Origin of the sequence: Blautia sp. HCP3S3_H10_2, assembly GCF_052122375.1 — a bacterium.
Lineage (GTDB): Bacteria > Bacillota > Clostridia > Lachnospirales > Lachnospiraceae > Blautia_A.
This window is the reverse complement of the sequence record NZ_JBQKCL010000011.1, coordinates 18654-40120: the sequence shown is the minus strand read 5'-3', so window position 1 is coordinate 40120 and position 21467 is coordinate 18654. Positions and strand designations below refer to the sequence as shown.

Here is a 21467-nt window from a genome sequence, read left to right as displayed (position 1 = left end):
ATGGATCTGAAAAATTTTGAAAAACCGGAGTATTTCGTGAACAGGGAGTTAAGCTGGCTGAAGTTTGATGACCGTGTTCTCTCAGAAGCAAGAGATAAAAGCCTGCCATTATTTGAGAGACTGAAATTTACAAGTATCGTATCTTCGAACCTGGATGAATTTTACATGGTTCGTGTGGCTTCCCTGAAGGATCAGGTTCACGCCGGATATGAGAAAACGGATATTGCAGGAATGAGCCCGAAGGCGCAGCTGAAAGAAATCAGTGCCCAGACCCATGAGCTTGTCCGTTCCCAGTACAGCACGTTGAACCGTTCCCTTCTTCCTGCTCTTGAAAAAGTGGGACTTCATCTGGTAATGGAGCATGAGAAGCTGAATGAAGAGCAGAAAGAATATGTAGACCGTTATTTTGAGGACAATGTATATCCGGTCCTTACCCCGATGGCAATGGATTCTTCCAGACCATTTCCACTGATCCGAAACAAGACTCTGAACATCGGAGCCCTGATTTCCAAAAAGGATAAGAAAAAAGGCAAGGATATGCTGGTATTTGCCACTGTCCAGGTGCCGTCTGTCCTTCCCCGCGTGATCGTTATCCCGTCCGAAAAGAATGAGGATACCACCGTGATTCTTCTGGAGGAGATCATCGAGCGAAATATTGATAAGCTTTTCCTTGGCTATGATGTGGTTTGTGCGCATCCTTATCGTATTATGCGAAATGCGGATCTTTCCATTGATGAGGATGGTGCAGAGGATCTTCTTGTAGAGATCCAGAAACAGTTGAAGAAGCGCCAGTGGGGCGAAGTGATCCGTCTTGAGGTGGAGGACAAAACAGATCCGAAGCTTCTGGCAATCCTGAAAAAGGAATTTGATATCAAGGAAGAGGATATTTTCTATATTAATGGATCTCTGGATCTTACCATGCTGATGAAGGTTTATGGACAGGATGGTTTTGATGAGTATAAAGAGCCGAAATATACACCTGCCGTAGTACCTGCATTTGCAGATACCAGCAAGGATATTTTCCAGGTGATCCGTGAGGGAGATGTATTCCTTCATCATCCATATATGAGCTTTGACCCAGTTGTAAATTTCGTCCGTCAGGCTGCCAAGGATCCGGATGTTCTGGCAATCAAGCAGACTCTGTATCGTGTCAGCGGCAATTCTCCCATCATTGCAGCTCTTGCACAGGCAGCAGAGAATGGCAAACAGGTTTCCGTTCTGGTGGAGCTGAAGGCCCGTTTTGATGAGGAGCACAATATCGTATGGGCGAAAATGCTGGAAAAAGCAGGCTGCCATGTTATCTATGGTCTGGTGGGATTGAAAACCCACAGTAAGATCACTCTGGTGGTACGCCGTGAGGATACGGGAATCCGCCGTTATGTCCACCTGGCAACTGGTAACTATAACGATTCCACTGCCAAGTTGTATACAGACTGCGGTATCTTTACCTGCGACGAGCGGTTTGGGGAGGATGCAACTGCAGTGTTTAATATGCTTTCCGGTTATTCTGAGCCGAAGAGCTGGAACCGTCTGATCGTAGCACCTATCTGGATGAAGGAACGGTTCTTGAAGATGATCGAAAGAGAAGCAGAACATGGGAAAAAAGGCATGCCGGCCATGATCGTGGCGAAGATGAATTCTCTTTGTGACCCGAAGATTATGGCGGCCCTTTATCATGCTTCTTCCTGTGGAGTGCAGATTTATCTGCTGATTCGCGGTATCTGCTGTCTGAAAGTAGGGATTCCGGGAGTAAGTGAGAATATCCATGTGCGTTCTATCGTAGGAAACTTCCTGGAGCACAGCCGTATTTTTTATTTCAAAAATGGCGGCAGTGATGAAATTTATATGGGAAGTGCGGACTGGATGCCCCGTAACCTGGACCGCCGTGTAGAGATCGTTTTCCCGGTTGAGGACGAGCAGATCAAGAATGAGATCAAGCATGTACTGGACCTGGAATTCCGTGACAATGTGAAAGCCCACCTTCTCCAGCCAGATGGAACCTACGAGAAGCAGGATAAGAGAGGCAAGCTTCTCATCAATTCCCAGATGGAATTCTGCAAGGAAGCCACTGAGAGGGCCAATGCTTTGAAACAAAAAGAAAAACACGAAAACTCCCGTGTTTTCATTCCCGCAGAACCGGCGGAGGATACGGAAGAATAAAGACTTGAACTGAATTAAGAAATAGTAGGAAAGCTGTTGTTTTACAGGCCGCGCCTGGTGCGAAGTGCTGGTAAAACGACAGCTTTTTTTGCAGGCACGCTCTAGAGCCTGTTCGGTGTAATGTGTGGAGTTTGTTAGGCAAAGTGTACAAATTTAAGACTTCAAAATTGGATGAAAAGTGCACAGAATTTAATTGAAAATATAGATAAAATCCGTTAAAATTAGTTTATAATTGATTGCTGCACAGCAGTAGATCGAAAAAATAAACGGGGGTAATACACATGAAGAGAAAACGAATAGCACTGTTTATGGCGCTGGCTATGACCGTGACTTCTCTTCCGGCAAACAGCCTGATGGTCAGTGCTGCGGAAGAAATAGACGGATTTATAGCTGGAGATGAGATCAGCGCGGAAGTGGAAAGCAGCGGGGACGCAGCTGACGGATTTGCAGTAGAAGATGCTGCACCGGACACAGGTGAAGCTGGGGAAGATGCCTTCGAAAGTGCAGATGCAGAAGATGGATTTACATCTGCTGATGGTGCTGCAGCAGAGGCAGATTTCCAGGCGATGGAAGAACAGCAGGAAACTGAGGACCTGGTTTCACCGGAGAGCATCGAAACTAATTATACTACAGACCATTGGCCAAAGGTAAATCTTTATGATCGTGTAGAACTTACATCAGAAGCTTATACTACAGATGGCTCTGCATTGACTTATCAGTGGTATGAAAGTGACTGGAACACGGGAAGTGAGGACATGGTTCCCATAGAAGGAGCAACCAGTTCTGTACTTGTAATCGAAAGTGCTGTGCAGTCTAGGAATTATTATTGTGTTACAACTGATACAGATGGGTTCTCACAATATGAGAATTATGGCGTTAGAGTAAAAACGATTGCCCTGGAAAACAGTGAAGATGAGGACTATCGTTATGAAGACGTATCTGTTAAGGCACATGGACAGGCAGTCCTGAACTCTGCGGCATATTCACTGCTTGGAAAAGATTTTAAGTATCAGTGGAAAAAGTGGAATGAAGAAAAAGATGACTATGAAGAGATTGAGGGTGCTGACCAGTCTACGTTTGTCTTGGATGATGTTACTGAGAGGGAAACTTATTGCTGCTTGACTTCTGATAACGGTTATGAATGTGGTGAGTGTTTTTCCATAAGTGTAGATTCCGGGCTTAGGTATGAAGACGAGGATGATACTGGCTATTGGGGTGAGATAGAGGCTGGCGAGAGTAAAACCTTGAAAACTACTATAATTGCCGATGAAGGAGTGGCACTTACTTATCAGTGGTATAAAATAGAATCAAATGGCGAGAATGAGGAATGGGTTGAAATTTCTGGGGCAACAGGAGCAGAATTTACAACAGGCGCATTAAATAGGAGTGCTCGCTATAAATGTATCGTAGAAGATCCATATGGAAATGGTTTGGAGGAATATTTCCATATAGATGTGAGAAGTCTGCAAGTTGAGGGAGAGGGTGAGCAGGATATAAAAGTTGATTTAAATGCTACTGTGGAATTAAGGGTTTCCGCTTCTTCAAAATTGACAGATAAACTGACTTATCAGTGGTTCCGCAGAAATGAGGAAGGCTATGGGGAGAAAATCGAAGCGAACAAAGATAAAACCAGCCTGAAGGTTGAAAATGTAACGAAAAATACCAGATATTATTGCCGTGTCTCTGATGGAAACGAAGAGCAATATGTCAATTTTAATCTCAAGATAGATTCTGGGTTAAAGATTGATTATAGTGCTACCCGGACAGAACTTGATGTAGATTATGGCGGATCAGTTACAATGAAAGTTGTAGCTACGGCGAAACCGGGAGTTGAACTGAAGTATCAGTGGTATGCACTTGATGAAGATTGGGAGGAAGAAATTATTTCAGGTGCTACGCAGAACACTTATACAGTTGATAAAATAGAGGAGAATCAGAGCTATATCTGTAGAGTAACAGACGGTTATGGCAATGGTCACAGTCCTGAGTTTGAAATTCATGTACGCCGTATTCTTGTAGGTGCTACAGGAAGAAGACTAACAATTGATCCAGGTGAGGCATTGGAACTGTCAGTTTCCGCTACATCTGTAACAGGTGAAGCACTTAGTTATCAGTGGTATAAAGCAAATGAAGAAGGATCCTACAAACCGCTGGAAGGTGAAAATGCTGAAAAACTGGCAACGGGTAGTTTGTGGGGCGATGCAAACTATTATTGTCGCATTAAAGACAGCAAAAGTACTGAAGAAGTATGGTTCCATGTGGAAATTGATTCCTGTATTGTATTTAAGGAGACAGAAACTTATAAAGAAGGCAAAGTTGGCAGCAAGGTAGTGCTTGATGCGGAAGCTGTTTCGGAAATCGGAGTAAATCTGACCTATCAGTGGTATGTGGAAACCTGGAAATATGATGAGTTTGAGAATGAGTATTTTGAACTTGAGCCTATTCAAGGTGCTGCTTCTCCAACTTGTGAAGTTGAGGTACAGAATTCTGAAAAAACCTATCGGTGTAAGGTAACCGGTTCCAATGGAGCGACAGCGGAACAGCAGTTCACAGTAAGAAGGTCTTCTAGCCTTTCTGGAGGACAAACGAAGACGATGACTGTGAAATTAGGAGAAAACGTTAATTTAACGACTGACATTACTGGCGCACAAGGCGAAGAACTTACATATCAATGGTTCCGCGTTGTTGATGAAGATGAAAATGAATATGTATCTGTAAATGGCGCAAATACTGCATCTTATAAGGTCGAAAATGTAACAAAAGAGACGAGTTATTATTGTGAAGTATCTAATGGAAAGGACTGGAGGCAACAATATTTTTATATTAATCCAGAGAGCGGTTTCGTTATAGATACAGATGAGATCCAGCCTATTGTCGTAAAAACTGGTACTGAGAATGTTCAGCTGAAAGTATCCGCAAAGTCTAATTACGACTTAAGCTATGAATGGTATTTTAGGAATAATAACGATGAGGATGTATGGACTAGGATTACGGACGCAAATGGAAGTATTTATACAGTGAAACGCGTAGAAAAGCAGTCTGTATCTTATAGGTGCAAAGTATCGGATGGATATAATTCTGCTTATGTATGGTTCGATGTATATGGACAACCGGATATTAGTTTTAGCAGCATTAAAAATGTATGGGTACCAAAAGGCACAGCTGCAACTCTGTCTGCAAATGCAGTAGCAGGGGCAAATTGTAAGAAGATGACTTATAAGTGGTATCAGTTTACACCAAATGGAGATTCAATGTGGACAGAATTGGCAAATGGTGACAAGGCTTCTTATACCACAGACGCTATTAATGAGCTTCGAAGATATTGCTGTGATGTTGCAGATGATTATGGAAGTGTCTCAACAATTGAAATTGTGGTAGGTCCACAGGAATTAAAAGAAAAGACTGCTGCAGAGCCAGAGACAGCTATTACACTTACAGCAGGAAAAAGAACGAGAGTTTCCACTCAATTAGCAGGTATGTACAAATATTATAAATTTGTACCAGATCGTTCCGGTATCTGGCAGTTCCAGGCTATGAGCAGCATGTCAACCTATGCAAGCCTGTATGATGCCCAGATGAATGAACTGACCAGCAGTAATGTAGATGGCTATTATTACAGATCCTTTAATGTGCAGTATAGTCTGGAAAAAGGAAAAACCTACTATCTGAAATGTGGCCGTAATGACTCTTACAGCACAAAGTCCTTCCTGATGGAAGCAAGTTTTGTAAAAGAAGATGTCCACAAACATGTATGGAATGCAGGTACCGTGAAGACCGCAGCTACCTGTGCAAAAGCAGGTACAAAGGTCTACACCTGTACTGGATGCGGACAGACCAAGGAAGAAACAATTCCAGCAACTGGAAAACACAACATGGTAACCAAGATTGACAAAGCAGCAACCTGCGGAGCAGCAGGAAGCCAGCATAAAGAATGCAGTGTTTGCGGTAAGAAAGACGCAGCGACTGCAATCCCGGCAACTGGAAAGCACAGCTTTGGCGAGTACACCGTAACCAAGGCTCCGACCGTTCTGGCAGCAGGTGTGAAGACCAGAACCTGTAAGGTTTGTGGTAAGACAGAGACAGCAGTGGTAGCGAAACTGAATGGAACCATAAAAGTGGTATCTGCGAAAGTGCCGCTTCAGCTGAAGAAGAAAGTGGCCCTTGGCAAACTGGTAACCGGATTCACAACAGGTGATTCCATTAATGCAGCAGCCTGCACCAGCAGCAAGCCATCTATCGCAGTAATCAGCGGCGGAAATGTAGTAGCTAAGAAAGCTGGTACTACCGTGATCACTGTGAAGCTTGCCAGCGGTGCATCCGCACAGGTGACGGTAGTGGTTCAGAAGAAAGCAGTTGCAACCTCTTCTATCACTGTTCCATCTACTGTAAACCTGACAACAGGAGAGAAGCTGAAACTGACACCAGTAGTAAGCCCAGTCACCAGCTTAAACAAGGTAAGCTACACTTCAACCAATAAAAAGGTTGCCACAGTCACAAAAAATGGCGTGATCACAGCCAAGAAATCCGGAACAGCTACCATCAAGGTAAAATCTGGCAAGAAAACCAAGAATGTCAAGGTAAAAGTAGCCAAGAAAGCCCCAACCGGCATGACCGGCGTACCAGCCACCAAGACATTAAAGAAGGGCAAATCCTTCACCATCAAGGCGAAGCTTACCCCGTCCGGAGCAGAAGGCAAGATTTCCTACATCAGCTCCAATAAGAGCGTAGTAGCGGTAAGCTCCAAGGGGAAAGTAACTGCCAAGAAAGCCGGAACCGCAACGATCACGGTGAAGGCTGGAAATGTAACCAGAACCTGTGTAGTGACAGTGAAAAAATAAAGAAAGTGCAAGAAGAATAGAGTTCCAGATACAACATCATTTTATATTAAAGGCTTCTGGATTGACGTTGTGGAAAAAATGATCCATCTGAATAATTTATTTGGAATCGATTAAAAGTAAAAGTTTAAAGGCAAACGTTTAAAAGTAAACAGCTTCGAAAATTCTGATAACACCAAAGAATAGGAAATAGATAAAATGGATGTTTCAGATTTTCGGAGCTGTTTTTTAAAAAAGTAATTGTACATAAATGATTTTTGGTGGATTTAAATACAAAAAAACTTCCGAATCACTTCGGAAGTTCCTAGCAGCCAGTACGAGAATCGAACTCGTGTTTTCGCCGTGAGAGGGCGACGTCTTAACCCCTTGACCAACTGGCCATGTAAGCGGTATGCTTAACATATATATTCAATTTGCAGAAAAAAGAGCAGCCAGTACGAGAATCGAACTCGTGTTTTCGCCGTGAGAGGGCGACGTCTTAACCCCTTGACCAACTGGCCATGTAAGCGGTTCGCTTAACATATATATTCAATTGTCGGAAAATAAAGCAGCCAGTACGAGAATCGAACTCGTGTTTTCGCCGTGAGAGGGCGACGTCTTAACCCCTTGACCAACTGGCCTTGTCAACCGACTTGCATAGTATATCCTACTTTTTATGAGAATGCAAGCACTTTTTTTATTTTTTTTGCAAAAAATTGAAAAACTTTGAAAAAATCCAGGAAATATGCGGGTTTGCAGGGATGAAAAAATTTTTAACAAAATTGAAATGGCAAATTTTACTTGCAAAAATACCATAAACTGGGGTATGATATAGAACGAATGTTTGAACATGGGGATTTGAAAAGCGGACAATGAGGTCCGCTTTTCATAACCACAAAAATAGAAACTGCATAGCATGGAAAACATATAGAACGTATAAATGAACAAAGAACTCTATTTGAAAGTAATGTATTGCAAGAAAACAATGCATAACTCTGTATAAGCAAATTTTAAATGTAAATTACAATATGAATCTCAGAGAGTCAATAAGAATGAATTGTAATACGGAACTTAAGGAATCAATAAGAGTGTAAGAACAAGAATAGCAAGAAAGGAATTAACACCATGGCAAAGAAAGACACTTACGACGCGGGTAGTATTTCTGTCCTGGAAGGACTGGAAGCTGTCCGGAAACGTCCTGGAATGTACATCGGAAGTGTATCCAGAAAAGGTCTGAACCACCTTATATATGAAATTGTGGACAATGCAGTAGACGAGCACCTGGCTGGATACTGTACCAATATTGAAGTAACGCTGGAGAAAGATGGTTCCTGTACCGTAACTGATAATGGACGTGGAATCCCGGTAGACATGCATGCGAAAGGCGTGTCCGCAGAGCGTCTTGTATTTACCACACTTCATGCGGGTGGTAAATTTGACAATTCTGCCTATAAGACAAGCGGTGGACTTCATGGCGTAGGTTCCTCTGTTGTAAATGCCCTGTCCACCTATCTGGATATCAAGATCAGCCGTGACGGATTCGTACACCACGACCATTACGAGCGCGGTGTGCCGACCATAGAGCTGGAAGAAGGCCTTCTTCCAAAACTTGGCAGAACCAGACAGACTGGAACCAGCGTAAATTTCCTTCCGGATCCGGAGATTTTTGAGAAAACCAGATTTTCCTCTACGGAAGTGAAGAGCCGTCTTCATGAGACCGCTTATCTGAATCCGAACCTGACCATCCATTTCATGGATCTTCGTGGTGATACCCCGGAGGATATCACTTACCATGAGCCAGATGGAATCGTGGGCTATATCAAGGATCTGAATCATAATTCCGAAGTCCTCCATGAGCCGGTATACCTGAAAGGCGAGGCAGATGGAATACAGGTGGAAGTGGCATTCCAGTACACCAATGAGTTCCGTGAGAATGTACTTGGCTTCTGTAATAATATTTATAATGCAGAAGGCGGTACACACCTTACCGGATTTAAGACTACGTTTACTACCGTAATGAATACTTATGCTCGTGAGATCGGTGTTCTGAAAGAAAAAGACGCCAATTTCACTGGCGCAGATATCCGTAACGGAATGACAGCAGTGGTTTCCATCAAGCATCCGGAACCACGCTTCGAGGGACAGACCAAGACCAAGCTGGACAACCAGGATGCTGCCCGTGCTACAGGTAAAGTGATGTCTGAACAGCTTGTGCTGTATTTTGACCGTAATCTGGAGACCTTGAAGACGGTCTTATCCTGCGCAGAGAAGGCGGCGAAAATCCGTAAAACAGAGGAACGTGCCAAGACCAACCTTCTCACGAAACAGAAATATTCCTTTGATTCCAATGGAAAGCTTGCCAACTGTGAGAAAAAGGATCCGTCCCTTTGTGAGATCTTTATCGTAGAGGGAGATTCTGCCGGAGGATCCGCGAAGACAGCCCGGGATCGTAATTATCAGGCCATCCTGCCAATCCGCGGTAAGATTCTGAACGTAGAGAAAGCTACGATTGATAAAGTTCTGGCAAATGCTGAGATCAAGACTATGATCAATGCATTCGGATGTGGATTTTCCGAAGGCTACGGTAATGACTTTGATATCACGAAGCTTCGTTATGACAAGATCGTAATCATGGCAGATGCGGATGTGGATGGTGCTCATATTTCCACTCTTTTGCTTACTTTATTCTATCGTTTTATGCCGGAACTGATTTATGAGGGACATGTTTACATTGCCATGCCGCCTCTTTATAAGGTTATGCCTAAGAAAGGTGCAGAAGAGTATCTGTACGACGATAAAGCACTGGAGAAATACCGCCGCAGCCATAAGCCGGGCAGCTTTACCCTCCAGAGATACAAAGGTCTTGGAGAAATGGATGCCCAGCAGCTGTGGGAGACCACGTTAAATCCGGAAACCAGAAGGATGAAGCGGGTGGAGATCGAGGATGCCCGTATGGCGTCCAGTGTGACAGAAATTCTGATGGGAAGTGACGTGCCGCCGAGAAAGGCATTTATTTATGAGCATGCTACAGACGCGGAGCTGGATATTTAAATAAATTAGCGGATATTTAGAGTGTTTGACCGAGGTACCCGGACTTATGAAAAATACATAGCTTTGCCTATGGTATGACAGTCCGGTTTAGAAAGGATAAAAAATATGGAAACAAAACAGGAGAATGTAATTGCCACGGATTATGCGGACGTGATGCAGAAATCCTATATTGATTATGCCATGAGCGTTATCATCTCCAGGGCACTTCCAGATGTACGTGACGGTCTGAAGCCGGTACAGAGAAGAACCCTGTATGATATGTATGAGCTTGGAATCCGTTACGACCGTCCTTACCGTAAGTGTGCCCGTATTGTTGGTGATACCATGGGTAAATATCATCCCCATGGCGACAGCTCCATTTACGAAGCTCTGGTGGTGATGGCACAGGATTTTAAGAAAGGCAAGATTCTGGTAGACGGACACGGTAATTTCGGCTCCATCGAGGGTGATGGTGCCGCTGCCATGCGATATACAGAGGCCAGACTGGAGAAGCTGACCCAGGAGGTTTTTCTGGCAGACCTTGACAAAAATGTAGTAGACTTTATGCCAAACTTTGATGAGACAGAAAAGGAGCCACAGGTGCTTCCTGTGAAAATTCCCAATCTTCTTGTAAATGGTGCAGACGGCATTGCAGTAGGTATGGCTACCAGCATTCCACCCCACAATCTTGGTGAGGTCGTGGACGCGGTAAAAGCCTATATTAAGAACAATGACATCAGTGTGAAAGGCCTTATGCGTTATCTGAAAGGCCCGGATTTCCCTACAGGGGGTCTGGTGGTAAATAAAGATGACCTTCTGAACATTTACGAGACCGGATCTGGCAAGCTTCGTCTCCGGGGCAAGGTGGAAGTAGAGAAACTGAAAGGTGGCCGCCAGCAGCTGGTGATCACGGAAATTCCTTATACCATGATCGGTGCCAACATCGGTAAATTCCTGAATGATGTGGCCTCTCTTGTGGAAACGAAGAAGACCACAGATATCGTGGATATTTCCAACCAGTCTTCTAAAGAGGGAATCCGCATTGTGCTGGAGCTGAAGCGGGATGCAGATGTAGAGAATCTTACCAATATGCTTTATAAGAAGACCAGGCTGGAGGATACCTTCGGAGTGAATATGCTGGCCGTTGCAGACGGACGCCCTGAGACCTTAAGCCTGAAGCAGATCATTGAGCATCATGTGGATTTTGTATTTGAAATAACCACACGTAAATATAAAACACTTCTTGGCAAAGAGCTGGAGAAAAAAGAAATCCAGGAAGGTCTGATAAAAGCCTGTGATGTTATTGACCTGATCATTGAAATCCTCCGGGGAAGCAAAAGCCGCGACCAGGTTAAGAAATGTCTGGTTGAGGGTGTGACAGAGGGGATTAAATTTAAGTCCAAAGCCAGCGAGAAAGCCGCTAAAAATCTGAAATTCACAGAAAATCAGGCAACTGCCATTCTGGAGATGCGCCTGTACCGTCTTATCGGACTGGAGATTGAGGCACTTCAGGCAGAGTATGACCAGACGATGAAAAACATTGCTTCTTATGAAGATATTCTGAATAACTATGATTCCATGTGTGAAGTAATCATCGAGGAATTAGACGGAATCAAGAAAGAATACAGCACAAAGAGAAAAACTGTGATCGAAAATGCAGAAGAAGCAGTATATGAAGAGAAGAAGATGGAAGAAACAGAAGTCTGCTTCCTTATGGACCGGTTCGGTTATATGCGTCTGATCGATAAGAATGCTTATGAGCGTAATAAAGAAGCTGCCCATGCAGAGAATAAATTTATATTTACCTGCATGAATACAGACAAAATCTGTATTTTTACCGATATAGGACGTATGCATTCTGTTAAAGTAGCAGATATTCCGCTGGTACGTTTCCGTGATAAAGGAACACCGGCTGATAATCTGAGCAATTACGACAGCAGCCAGGAGCAGATTCTTTATGTGGCACCAGTGGGACAGGTGAAACTGTCTACCCTTCTGTTTGTTACGAAGACTTCTATGTGTAAACTGGTCGCAGGAGCAGAGTTTGATGTTGCAAAGAGAACCATTGCCTCTACCAAGCTTGGGGAGGATGACCAGCTGATCTTCGTAGGTCCTGCTGATGAGATGGAACAGGTTGTTTTCCAGAGTCAGGGCGGTTATTTCCTCCGGATTCTGAAAACCGATGTTTCCACAATGAAGAAAACCTCTGTGGGAGTAAGAGGAATGAAGCTTGGAGCCGGGGATGTGCTGGAGCATGCTTATCTGATCGAGCCGCGGCAGGAATATACCATCCAGTATCATGACAAGCCATATGCGTTGAATAAAGTAAAGCTTGCGAAACGTGATACGAAAGGAACAAAGCCAAGGGTCTGATCAAATAAAGAACAAGGTTAAAAGAGTGCATAAACTGTGGGCGAAGAACACCAGATTTGGTTAAAAGCCCGTAAAATGGGCATTTTATAAGAAAAAGCCCTTGCAATTTAGAGATAAAGGTGTTAGAATGTAAGAAATCAGAACTTGTTGACAAAGGAGTGGGCGTGAGCCCACTCTTTTTGCTGATAATGATGGATAAGAAAGGCAGGTGGGAAAATGAGCAGAAAAGAAGAGTATGAACAGAAAGCAGAAGCAATGCTGGCTCCGATCGTAGAGGGCTATGGATTTGAACTGGTAGATGTAGAATATGTGAAGGAAGCAGGAACCTGGTACCTTCGTGGCTACATTGATAAACCAGGCGGAATCACAGTAAATGACTGTGAGGCAGTAAGCCGTGCTTTCAGCGATAAGCTGGATGAGGATGATTTCATCGAAGACAGCTACATTATGGAGATCAGCTCTCCAGGACTTGACAGACCGCTGAAGAAGGAAAAGGATTTTGCCAGAAGCATTGGGAAACTGGTAGAGATCAGAACCTACCGGCCAATCGAGAAACAGAAAGAATTTTGTGGTGAATTGACAGCATATGATAATAACAGTGTGACAATAGACGAAAAGGGTACATCCCGTACATTCGACAAGAAGGATATCGCACTGGTACGTCTGGCAATTGATTTTTAACAGGAATGAGCGATTAAACTGGGAAGCAAAAGGAGGAAATAAGAAAAATGAACAAGGAGTTAATGGGTGCTCTGGATGAACTGGAACGCGAGAAAAATATCAGCAAAGAAACTCTGCTGGATGCTATTGAGCAGTCCCTGATCCAGGCATACAAGAACCATTTTGGAAAAGCTGACAATGTACACGTTACCATCAACAGAGAAACTGGTGATTTCAGCGTATATGCAGACCGTAAGGTTGTAGAATTTGTGGAAGATCCTGCAGAGGAGATTTCCCTGGTAGAAGCGCAGAAGCAGAATACCAACGCTGAAATCGGTGATATCGTGAAGGTGCCGGTTCACTCTGATAAATTTGGCCGTATCGCCACACAGAATGCGAAGAACGTCATCCTTCAGAAAATCCGCGAGGAAGAGCGTAAGGTTCTGTTCGACCAGTATCATGGCAATGAGAAAGAGGTTGTTACCGGTATCGTACAGCGTGTTGTAGGCCATAATGTAAGCGTAAATCTTGGAAAAGCAGATGCCATCCTTGGTGAGAATGAGCAGGTGAAAGGGGAGACCTTCCAGCCTACAGAGCGAATCAAAGTATACATTCTTGAAGTTAAGGATACCCCGAAAGGACCACGTATCCTGGTTTCCAGAACACATCCAGGCCTTGTAAAACGTCTTTTTGAATCTGAGGTAGCCGAGGTTAAAGACGGAACCGTTGAGATCAAGAGCATTGCCCGTGAGGCTGGCTCCCGTACCAAGCTTGCTGTATGGAGCAATGATCCTGATGTAGATCCGGTTGGAGCATGTGTAGGTGTAAATGGAGCACGTGTCAGCGCAATCGTAAACGAGCTTCGCGGCGAGAAAATCGATATCATCAACTGGGATGAGAACCCTGCGATCCTTATTGAGAATGCTTTAAGCCCGGCGAAGGTTATCGCAGTTATGGCAGATCCGGATGAGAAGACAGCACTTGTTGTAGTTCCGGATTACCAGCTTTCCCTTGCAATCGGTAAAGAGGGACAGAATGCACGTCTTGCAGCACGTCTGACCGGATTTAAGATCGATATCAAGAGCGAGACCCAGGCAAGAGAGTCCGGTGACTTCTATGATTATGATGAGGATGAGGAATACTACGAGGACGACGAGTATGAGGAATCCTCTGAAGATGCTGCTTCCGAAGAAAATGCTGATTCTGAGGCAGAAGAAGCATCCGAAGGTGATGAGGCAGCTGCCGGTGAAGAGTCTGAAGAGACTGAGGATGCGGTAGAGAATGAAGACGAAGAATAAGATTCCCATGCGCCAGTGTACTGGCTGCAGAGAAATGAAGAATAAAAAAGAAATGATCAGGGTGCTAAAAACCGCAGAGGATGAGATCGTTCTGGATGCTACAGGCAAGAAGAACGGACGCGGGGCTTATATCTGCTTTAACCGTGAGTGCCTGGAAAAGGCAAGGAAGAATCACGGGCTGGAGCGTTCTTTGAAGGCAGCTATCCCGGATGAGGTTTATGAGAGCCTTGAGAAGGAGTTTGATAGGATTGAAGAACAATAAAGCATTATCCCTGATCGGACTGGCAACAAAGGCCGGTAAGACAGTCAGTGGGGAATTTTCCACTGAGAAATCTATTAAGACAGGCAAAGGATATCTGGCTATCGTAGCAGGGGATTCTTCCGAGAATACGAAGAAGAAATTCCGGAATATGTGTGAGTTTTATGAGGTGCCATTGTATGTCCTTTCCGATAAAGAGACATTAGGCCATGCAATGGGCAAAGAATTCCGTGCCAGTCTTGCAGTGCAGGATTATAATTTTGCAGAAGCAATCATGAAGGTACTGCAGGAAGACGGAAAAGAGTGCTAAAAGCATGGATGTTCAAGTTTGGCGAAGGGAGAATGGCATATGATACAGTCACATGACCCTGCCAAAGATAAAGTGAAGTTAAACAGAGAGAATAAGAATAATAAAGTGAAAAAAGTGATAGATACGGGAAAGGAGAAAGGAATAACATTGGAGACTCCTAAGACAGAAGAGCAGAAAGTGTCAGTAAAGAAAGAAGGCGACGGTGCAGAGGCACCGAAGAAGAAAAAGAATATTATCCGCGTATATCATGCGCAGAATGCAAGCGATGGCGGTAAAAGCAGAAAGAAACCCGCAGGAGAGAGAAAACCTCGTCCACAGGGAACACGTCCGGCAGCACAGCCGGCAGCTGCAAAAACAGAAGCTCCTGTAAAAGCAGAAGCACCAAAGACTGAGGCGCCAAAGGCTGAAACAGCTGCGAAAACACAGAGCGCACCGAAAGCACAGGCTCCAAAAACAGAAGCACCAAAAGCGGAGGCTCCTGTAAAGGCAGCACCAGCAGCACCTAAGGCAGAGCCTGCGAAAGCACAGCCGGCGCAGTCTGCACCGAAAGCAGAAGCACCAAAAGCTGACGCACCTGCAAGACCAGCTGCACAGCAGAACAGAAATGAAGGCCAGCAGCGCCAGGGTAATTTCCAGAATGGCGACAGAAATAATCAGGGCGGCCGTAATTTCCGCCAAGGTGAAGGCTGCGATAATAATCGTGACAACCGCAATGGAAACGGAAATGGCCCAAGATTCGGCCAGGGAAGACCACAGGGGGGAAATGGCAGCCAGGGTGGATTCCGTGGAAACAGAAATGGTGATGGACAGAACAGACCTGCAAGACAGGGAGATTCCCAGAACAGAGGACCGCGCCAGGGTGATGGTAACGGACGCGGCTTCCGTCAGGGCGAGGGTCGTGACAATAGAAATGGAAACGGAAATGGAAGCAGATTCGGCCAGGGAAGACCACAGGGCGGCCAGGGCCGTTTCGGTGGCAATAAAGACGGCGACAACCGTAATGAAGGCCGTTTCGGAGGACAGAAGTCCCAGGGACAGCGTTCCGGAGGAGCAAGAAGAAGCAGTGGATCAGACGCTATGTTCACACCAGAGCTGACCAAGACCTCCAAGGACAGCAAGCGTGAGCGTGACAGAGAGAATAAGAATAAGAAGAAAGATTTTGACAAGACATCAGGTGGCGGACACAGACCAAACCAGGGCGGCAGAAACCAGATGTCCAGAATCCCGAAAGCTCTTCAGAAACCAGCTCCACAGCAGAAACCAGAAGAGAAGAAGCCGGAGATCAAGGAGATCACAATTCCAGAGAAGCTTACAATCCGCGAGCTTGCTGAGGCTATGAAGATGCAGCCATCTGCAATCGTTAAGAAGCTGTTTATGGAAGGCCAGATGGTAACCGTAAACCACGAGATCGATTTCGAACAGGCAGAAGAGATCGCTCTTGGATTTGATATTATTGCAGAAAAAGAAGAAAAAGTAGATGTAATTGAGGAACTTCTGAAAGAGGAAGAGGAAGACGAGTCCACAATGGTGCCAAGACCACCTGTAGTCTGCGTTATGGGACACGTTGACCATGGTAAAACTTCCCTTCTGGATGCAATCCGTAAGACAAATGTAACAAGAGGCGAGGCTGGCGGAATCACACAGCACATTGGTGCTTACGTGGTAGATATCAATGGCCAGAAGATCACCTTCCTTGATACCCCTGGACATGAGGCGTTTACAGCCATGCGTATGCGTGGAGCGAACTCCACAGATATCGCTGTCCTTGTAGTTGCAGCTGATGATGGTGTAATGCCGCAGACTGTAGAGGCTATCAGCCATGCAAAAGCAGCCGGCGTAGAGATCATTGTTGCCATCAACAAGATCGATAAGCCAAGTGCAAATATCGAGCGTGTAAAACAGGAGCTTTCCGAGTATGAGCTGATCCCGGAAGACTGGGGCGGAACAACTCCGTTCGTACCGGTATCTGCAAAGACAGGCGAGGGTATTGATGACCTTCTTGAGATGATCCTGTTAACAGCAGAAGTTTCCGAGCTGAAGGCAAACCCGAACCGTTCCGCAAGAGGTCTTGTTATTGAGGCACAGCTGGATAAAGGAAAAGGACCGGTTGCTACCATCCTTGTACAGAAGGGTACCCTTCATGTGGGAGATTTCATCGCAGCCGGAGCATGCAATGGTAAAGTACGTGCCATGATGGATGATAAGGGACACCGTGTAAAACAGGCCGGACCATCTACTCCTGTAGAGATCCTTGGTCTTGGCGATGTGCCGAATGCAGGTGAAGTCCTTATGTCCTTCGAGAACGATAAAGAAGCTAAGAATTTTGCAGCAGCATTTGTTTCCGAGAATAAGAACCGTCTTCTTGAGGAAACAAAGGGCAAGCTTTCCCTGGATAATCTGTTTGACCAGATTCAGGCAAGCGATCTGAAAGAGCTTCCGATCATCGTCAAAGCTGATGTACAGGGTTCTGTAGAGGCAGTTAAGCAGAGTCTTGTAAAACTCTCCAATGAGGAAGTTGTGGTAAGAGTGATCCATGGTGGTGTTGGTGCCATCAATGAGTCTGATGTCAGCCTTGCTGCTACATCAAATGCGATTATCATCGGATTTAACGTTCGTCCGGATACCACAGCGAAACAGCTGGCAGAGCAGGAAGGCGTAGATCTTCGTCTGTACAGGGTTATCTACCAGGCAATCGAGGACGTGGAAGCTGCTATGAAGGGTATGCTGGATCCGGTATTCGAGGAGAAGGTTATCGGTCATGCAGAGGTTCGTCAGCTGTTCAAGGCTTCTGGTGTTGGAACCATCGCAGGAAGCTATGTGCTTGACGGTACCTTCCAGAGAGGCTGCAAGGTACGTATTTCCAGAGGTGAGGACCAGATTTATGAAGGCGAGCTGGCTTCCCTTAAGAGATTTAAGGATGATGTCAAAGAGGTTCGTGCAGGCTACGAGTGTGGTCTTGTATTCCAGGATTTCAATGATGTCAAAGAAGAAGACAAAGTAGAAGCATATATTATGGTAGAAGTGCCTCGCTAGAGTATGGCCGGGAAAGAATTCCTGCAAATGTAGTGTGCATTTTGCAGGAAGGATTCCTGAACCAGCTCTGGGTCGCAGACATTGGTTGGGGGCAAAATCAGTTGCTCCCAATTTTCTGTATCTATATAGGAGAGACTCAAAAATGAGAAAAAACAGCATTAAAAATACAAGGATCAATGCAGAAGTCCAGAAGGAACTGAGCAATATCATCCGTGGCGAGATCAAAGACCCGCGCATCCATCCAATGACATCGGTGATGGCTGTAGAGGTTGCTCCGGACCTTAAGACCTGCAAGGCATTTATCAGTGTGCTTGGCAGTGAGGAATCCAAGCAGTCCACCATTAAGGGTCTGAAAAGTGCGGAGGGCTATATCCGCCGCCAGCTTGCCAGGAACCTGAATCTTCGCAACACACCAGAGATTCGTTTTATTCTGGACGAATCCATTGAATACGGTGTGAATATGTCCAAGCTGATCGATGACGTGATCGAACATGATCACTCCAAAGAGGCTGAAAGCGAAGACGTAAACGGTCAGGAAATTGAAGCAACTGACGATGAACAATAGGACAGTTCTTAAGAATAATGAGGTGAAAAGGGAATGGAGAGAATCGAGGAAATTCTGGATGGTGTGAAAACCATGGGAATCGGAGGACATGTACGTCCTGACGGAGATTGTGTAGGTTCCTGTATGGCACTTTATCTGTATATGAAAACATGGTATCCCCAAATTAAAACAGACATATATCTGGAGAATCCGAAACCGGTATTCGGTCATATTGCCTGCATGGACGAAGTGCATTATGAAGCAGGGGAAACAAAAGAATATGATCTTTTTGTAACCTGTGATGTAAGTGCGCCAGACCGTCTGGCTGTAGCTGGTGAGCATTTCAAAAATGCGAAAAAGACAGTGTGCATCGATCATCATATCAGCAATCCGGGATTTGCGGATATCAATCACGTGTGCGGTGAGATCAGCTCTGCCAGTGAAGTTTTGTACAAGCTTCTTGACAAAGAGAAGATCAATCTGGACATAGCAACTGCTATTTATACCGGAATGATCCACGATACAGGTGTGTTCCAGTATTCCTCCACATCCCCGGACACCATGCGTATTGCCGGAGACCTGATGGAAAAAGGAGTTGATTTTTCAAATATCATAGACCAGTCTTTTTATCAGAAGAGTTATATCCAGAACCAGGTTATGGGCCGTGTGCTGGCAGAGAGCATTATGCTTCTTGATGGCAAATGTATTGTAGGCTATATGAAAATGAGAGACATGGATTTCTATGGTGTAAAACCAACTGACCTGGATGGCATCGTAAGCCAGCTCCGTCTGACAAAGGGTGTGGAAGTGGCAATGTTCATCTATGAGCATGAAAGCCAGGTGTTCAAGGTATCCCTGCGTTCCAATGGCGCTGTGGATGTAAGCAAAATCGCTTCCTATTTCGGCGGCGGTGGACATGTAAAAGCAGCAGGGTGTGATCTGGCCGGTTCCATGTATGATGTGATCAACAATATTTCAGAACAGATAGAAAAACAGCTTTTAGGACAGGAACAGTAATGGCAGAATATCAGGGAATTATTGTAATTCATAAAGAAAAAGGGTTCACATCCCATGATGTGGTTGCCAAGCTCCGGGGAATCCTTCACATGAAGAAAATCGGGCATACGGGTACACTTGACCCGGATGCCACAGGGGTCCTTCCTGTAGCACTTGGCAAAGGAACCAAGCTGGTAGATCTTCTTACAGATAAGGAGAAAACCTATGAAGCGGTTCTGCATCTGGGGATTACCACAGACACCCAGGATATGTCAGGAACCATTCTGGAAGAAAAAACAGTGGATATAACAGAGGATGAGGTAAGAGAAGCACTTGCCAGCTTTGTGGGTGAGCAGCTTCAGGTTCCGCCTATGTATTCCGCGCTGAAGGTGAATGGGAAAAAACTCTATGAGCTGGCCAGAGAAGGCAAGACGGTAGAGCGCAAAGCCCGCCCGGTCTGCTTCTATGAGATCGAGCCGCTGGAAATGAAGCTACCTCTGGTGAAAATAAGAGTTACCTGCAGCAAGGGAACCTATATCCGTACTTTATGTCACGATATTGGACAGAAGCTTGGCTGTGGGGGATGCATGGAGGAGCTGCTTCGTTCGAAGGTGGGACGGTATTCCCTTTCGGAAAGCCATACCTTAAGTGAAGTGGAGGCTGCTGTGGCAGATGGGACCATTTCCAGCATGATCTATCCGGTAGAACAGGTTCTTGCCGATTACCCTGCCCTTTATGCAGATTCCTACGGGGACAGGCTTTTACAGAATGGAAATCCGTTGTCTGACAATCTGGTAAGTCCCCAGCACAAAGAGGGCTGGGTGCGGATGTATGCCAGCGACGGAACTTTTACAGGTATTTTTCAATGGGACAAGGGGAAAAAGAAATACTATCCGATAAAAATGTTTTAATAATCGAACAGTAATGGATTTGACAGGAGAAAATATGGAATACCTGAAGATAGATGGTGAGTTTCCAAAGCTTGCCAACTGTGCAGTGACAATGGGAAAATTTGACGGGATTCATCGCGGTCACCAGAAGCTGGTAGAAAAGATCAAGGAGCGTAAGGCACTGGGGGAGCAGGCAGTTCTTTTTGCTATTGATGCTTCCAGCAATATGATCCTTACCAGCCAGGAGCGGGCTTCCCTTCTGGAAAGGCTTGGCGTGGATGCGCTGGTGGAGTGCCAGTTAAATGACAGAATCCGGCATATGAAGGCTGAGAATTTTATAAAAGAAATCCTGATGGGAGATCTTGGGGCATCCTATGTGGTAGTAGGCGAGGACAACCGTTTCGGCTATGAGCGGAAAGGAACGCCCCAGCTTTTAGGGGAATTTGGAGAAAAATATGGCTTTGATGTGGAAATTCTTTCGAAGGAAATGGATGGACGCAGGAAGATCAGCAGTACTTATATCCGGGAAGAATTAAAAAAAGGCAACATGGAAAAAGTTACTTCTCTTATGGGCCGTGACTATTTTGTAGAAGGCCAGGTGGTTCATGGCAGGGGAATGGGACACAAAGTGCTTCTGCCTACCACGAACATTGTGCCGCCGAAGACGAAAATTCTGCCGCCAAACGGGGTATATGTGACCAGCTCTTATTTTGGCGACAAGGTTTACCATGGAATTACCAATATCGGGTATAAGCCGACTGTCGGGGAGAGCTTTGTGGGAGTGGAAACTTACCTTTTTGACTGTGAGGAAGACCTTTACGGGGAAAATTGCAGGGTGGATTTCAAGAAGTTCCTGCGCCCGGAGAAAAAGTTCCCATCACTTGAGGCTTTGAAGAACAGACTGCTGGCTGATGCCGAAGATGGAAAAAAATATTTTGAAGGAAACTGAAAAAACAGTTTACAGAATCTGGCGGGTATGCTATACTAGGCAAGGTGTGAACAGGTTTATCCTGTTTTCCATATAAGAGAACAGCCCATATTCAGAGGTTGGAAACTCCGACCGTCTCTTAATATGCGGCGATTATGTCCCCACAGGATTA

The 21467-nt window shown here is 45.1% G+C and carries 13 protein-coding genes and 3 tRNA genes; 13 read left to right on the top strand and 3 right to left on the bottom strand.

Annotation, left to right across the window (positions count from 1 at the left end):
* Both ACTQWB_RS12700 and ACTQWB_RS12695 read left to right on the top strand, forming a co-directional pair.
* Window positions 1-2160 (top strand): RNA degradosome polyphosphate kinase, encoded by a 2160-nt coding sequence (locus ACTQWB_RS12700; RefSeq protein ID WP_441502001.1) that lies wholly within the window; start codon window positions 1-3, stop codon window positions 2158-2160.
* A gap of 281 nt (window positions 2161-2441) precedes the next feature.
* Entirely contained in the window at window positions 2442-6998 is a 4557-nt protein-coding gene (locus ACTQWB_RS12695; RefSeq protein WP_441502002.1) for an Ig-like domain-containing protein, read from the top strand.
* 305 nt (window positions 6999-7303) lie between these two features.
* Here the strand turns inward: ACTQWB_RS12695 and ACTQWB_RS12690 are convergent.
* The 3 genes from ACTQWB_RS12690 to ACTQWB_RS12680 all read right to left on the bottom strand — a co-directional run bounded on the left by ACTQWB_RS12690 (window position 7304) and on the right by ACTQWB_RS12680 (window position 7615).
* Window positions 7304-7375, bottom strand: a tRNA-Glu gene (locus tag ACTQWB_RS12690).
* 48 nt (window positions 7376-7423) lie between these two features.
* A tRNA-Glu gene (locus ACTQWB_RS12685) sits at window positions 7424-7495 on the bottom strand.
* A gap of 48 nt (window positions 7496-7543) precedes the next feature.
* Window positions 7544-7615: transfer RNA gene (locus ACTQWB_RS12680), tRNA-Glu, on the bottom strand.
* A gap of 484 nt (window positions 7616-8099) precedes the next feature.
* On the opposite strand from ACTQWB_RS12680, the gene ACTQWB_RS12675 reads away from it, so the two are divergent.
* From ACTQWB_RS12675 to ACTQWB_RS12625, 11 genes are all read left to right on the top strand, one after another.
* Window positions 8100-10025, top strand: a complete 1926-nt coding sequence (locus ACTQWB_RS12675) for a DNA gyrase/topoisomerase IV subunit B (protein WP_441502003.1) — start codon at window positions 8100-8102, stop codon at window positions 10023-10025.
* A 105-nt stretch (window positions 10026-10130) separates the two neighbouring features.
* The gene (locus ACTQWB_RS12670) at window positions 10131-12377 is read left to right on the top strand and encodes a DNA gyrase/topoisomerase IV subunit A (RefSeq protein WP_441502004.1); all 2247 of its coding nucleotides are present in this window, start codon (window positions 10131-10133) and stop codon (window positions 12375-12377) included.
* 216 nt (window positions 12378-12593) lie between these two features.
* Window positions 12594-13058: a ribosome maturation factor RimP gene (gene rimP / locus ACTQWB_RS12665; RefSeq protein WP_441502005.1), complete on the top strand. Its 465-nt coding sequence runs from the start codon at window positions 12594-12596 to the stop codon at window positions 13056-13058.
* Window positions 13059-13105: 47 nt separating this feature from the next.
* Window positions 13106-14335 (top strand): transcription termination factor NusA, encoded by a 1230-nt coding sequence (gene nusA, locus ACTQWB_RS12660; protein WP_441502006.1) that lies wholly within the window; start codon window positions 13106-13108, stop codon window positions 14333-14335.
* A complete protein-coding gene (gene rnpM / locus ACTQWB_RS12655) occupies window positions 14319-14597 on the top strand; it encodes an RNase P modulator RnpM (protein ID WP_441502007.1) in 279 nt (92 codons plus the stop codon). Before nusA ends, rnpM begins: the two co-directional genes overlap by 17 nt.
* A complete protein-coding gene (locus tag ACTQWB_RS12650; protein ID WP_441502008.1) occupies window positions 14584-14904 on the top strand; it encodes a L7Ae/L30e/S12e/Gadd45 family ribosomal protein in 321 nt (106 codons plus the stop codon). Before rnpM ends, ACTQWB_RS12650 begins: the two co-directional genes overlap by 14 nt.
* A gap of 39 nt (window positions 14905-14943) precedes the next feature.
* Window positions 14944-17937, top strand: a complete 2994-nt coding sequence (gene infB / locus ACTQWB_RS12645) for a translation initiation factor IF-2 (protein WP_441502009.1) — start codon at window positions 14944-14946, stop codon at window positions 17935-17937.
* A 142-nt stretch (window positions 17938-18079) separates the two neighbouring features.
* Window positions 18080-18502: a 30S ribosome-binding factor RbfA gene (gene rbfA, locus ACTQWB_RS12640; protein WP_441502010.1), complete on the top strand. Its 423-nt coding sequence runs from the start codon at window positions 18080-18082 to the stop codon at window positions 18500-18502.
* 33 nt (window positions 18503-18535) lie between these two features.
* A complete protein-coding gene (locus tag ACTQWB_RS12635; protein ID WP_441502011.1) occupies window positions 18536-19498 on the top strand; it encodes a DHH family phosphoesterase in 963 nt (320 codons plus the stop codon).
* On the top strand, window positions 19498-20388 hold the full coding sequence (truB, locus tag ACTQWB_RS12630) for a tRNA pseudouridine(55) synthase TruB (RefSeq protein ID WP_441502012.1): 891 nt from the start codon (window positions 19498-19500) through the stop codon (window positions 20386-20388). The genes ACTQWB_RS12635 and truB overlap by 1 nt, the downstream gene beginning before the upstream one ends.
* Window positions 20389-20422: 34 nt before the next feature.
* Window positions 20423-21316 (top strand): bifunctional riboflavin kinase/FAD synthetase, encoded by an 894-nt coding sequence (locus ACTQWB_RS12625; RefSeq protein WP_441502013.1) that lies wholly within the window; start codon window positions 20423-20425, stop codon window positions 21314-21316.
* Window positions 21317-21467: the final 151 nt, after the last annotated feature.

Coding starts and splice junctions, on each gene's coding strand:
- ACTQWB_RS12700 (WP_441502001.1), top strand. CDS start 1: ATGGATCTGAAAAATTTTGAAAAACCGGAGTATTTCGTGAACAGGGAG.
- ACTQWB_RS12695 (WP_441502002.1), top strand. CDS start 2,442: ATGAAGAGAAAACGAATAGCACTGTTTATGGCGCTGGCTATGACCGTG.
- ACTQWB_RS12675 (WP_441502003.1), top strand. CDS start 8,100: ATGGCAAAGAAAGACACTTACGACGCGGGTAGTATTTCTGTCCTGGAA.
- ACTQWB_RS12670 (WP_441502004.1), top strand. CDS start 10,131: ATGGAAACAAAACAGGAGAATGTAATTGCCACGGATTATGCGGACGTG.
- rimP (WP_441502005.1), top strand. CDS start 12,594: ATGAGCAGAAAAGAAGAGTATGAACAGAAAGCAGAAGCAATGCTGGCT.
- nusA (WP_441502006.1), top strand. CDS start 13,106: ATGAACAAGGAGTTAATGGGTGCTCTGGATGAACTGGAACGCGAGAAA.
- rnpM (WP_441502007.1), top strand. CDS start 14,319: ATGAAGACGAAGAATAAGATTCCCATGCGCCAGTGTACTGGCTGCAGA.
- infB (WP_441502009.1), top strand. CDS start 14,944: ATGATACAGTCACATGACCCTGCCAAAGATAAAGTGAAGTTAAACAGA.
- rbfA (WP_441502010.1), top strand. CDS start 18,080: ATGAGAAAAAACAGCATTAAAAATACAAGGATCAATGCAGAAGTCCAG.
- ACTQWB_RS12635 (WP_441502011.1), top strand. CDS start 18,536: ATGGAGAGAATCGAGGAAATTCTGGATGGTGTGAAAACCATGGGAATC.
- truB (WP_441502012.1), top strand. CDS start 19,498: ATGGCAGAATATCAGGGAATTATTGTAATTCATAAAGAAAAAGGGTTC.
- ACTQWB_RS12625 (WP_441502013.1), top strand. CDS start 20,423: ATGGAATACCTGAAGATAGATGGTGAGTTTCCAAAGCTTGCCAACTGT.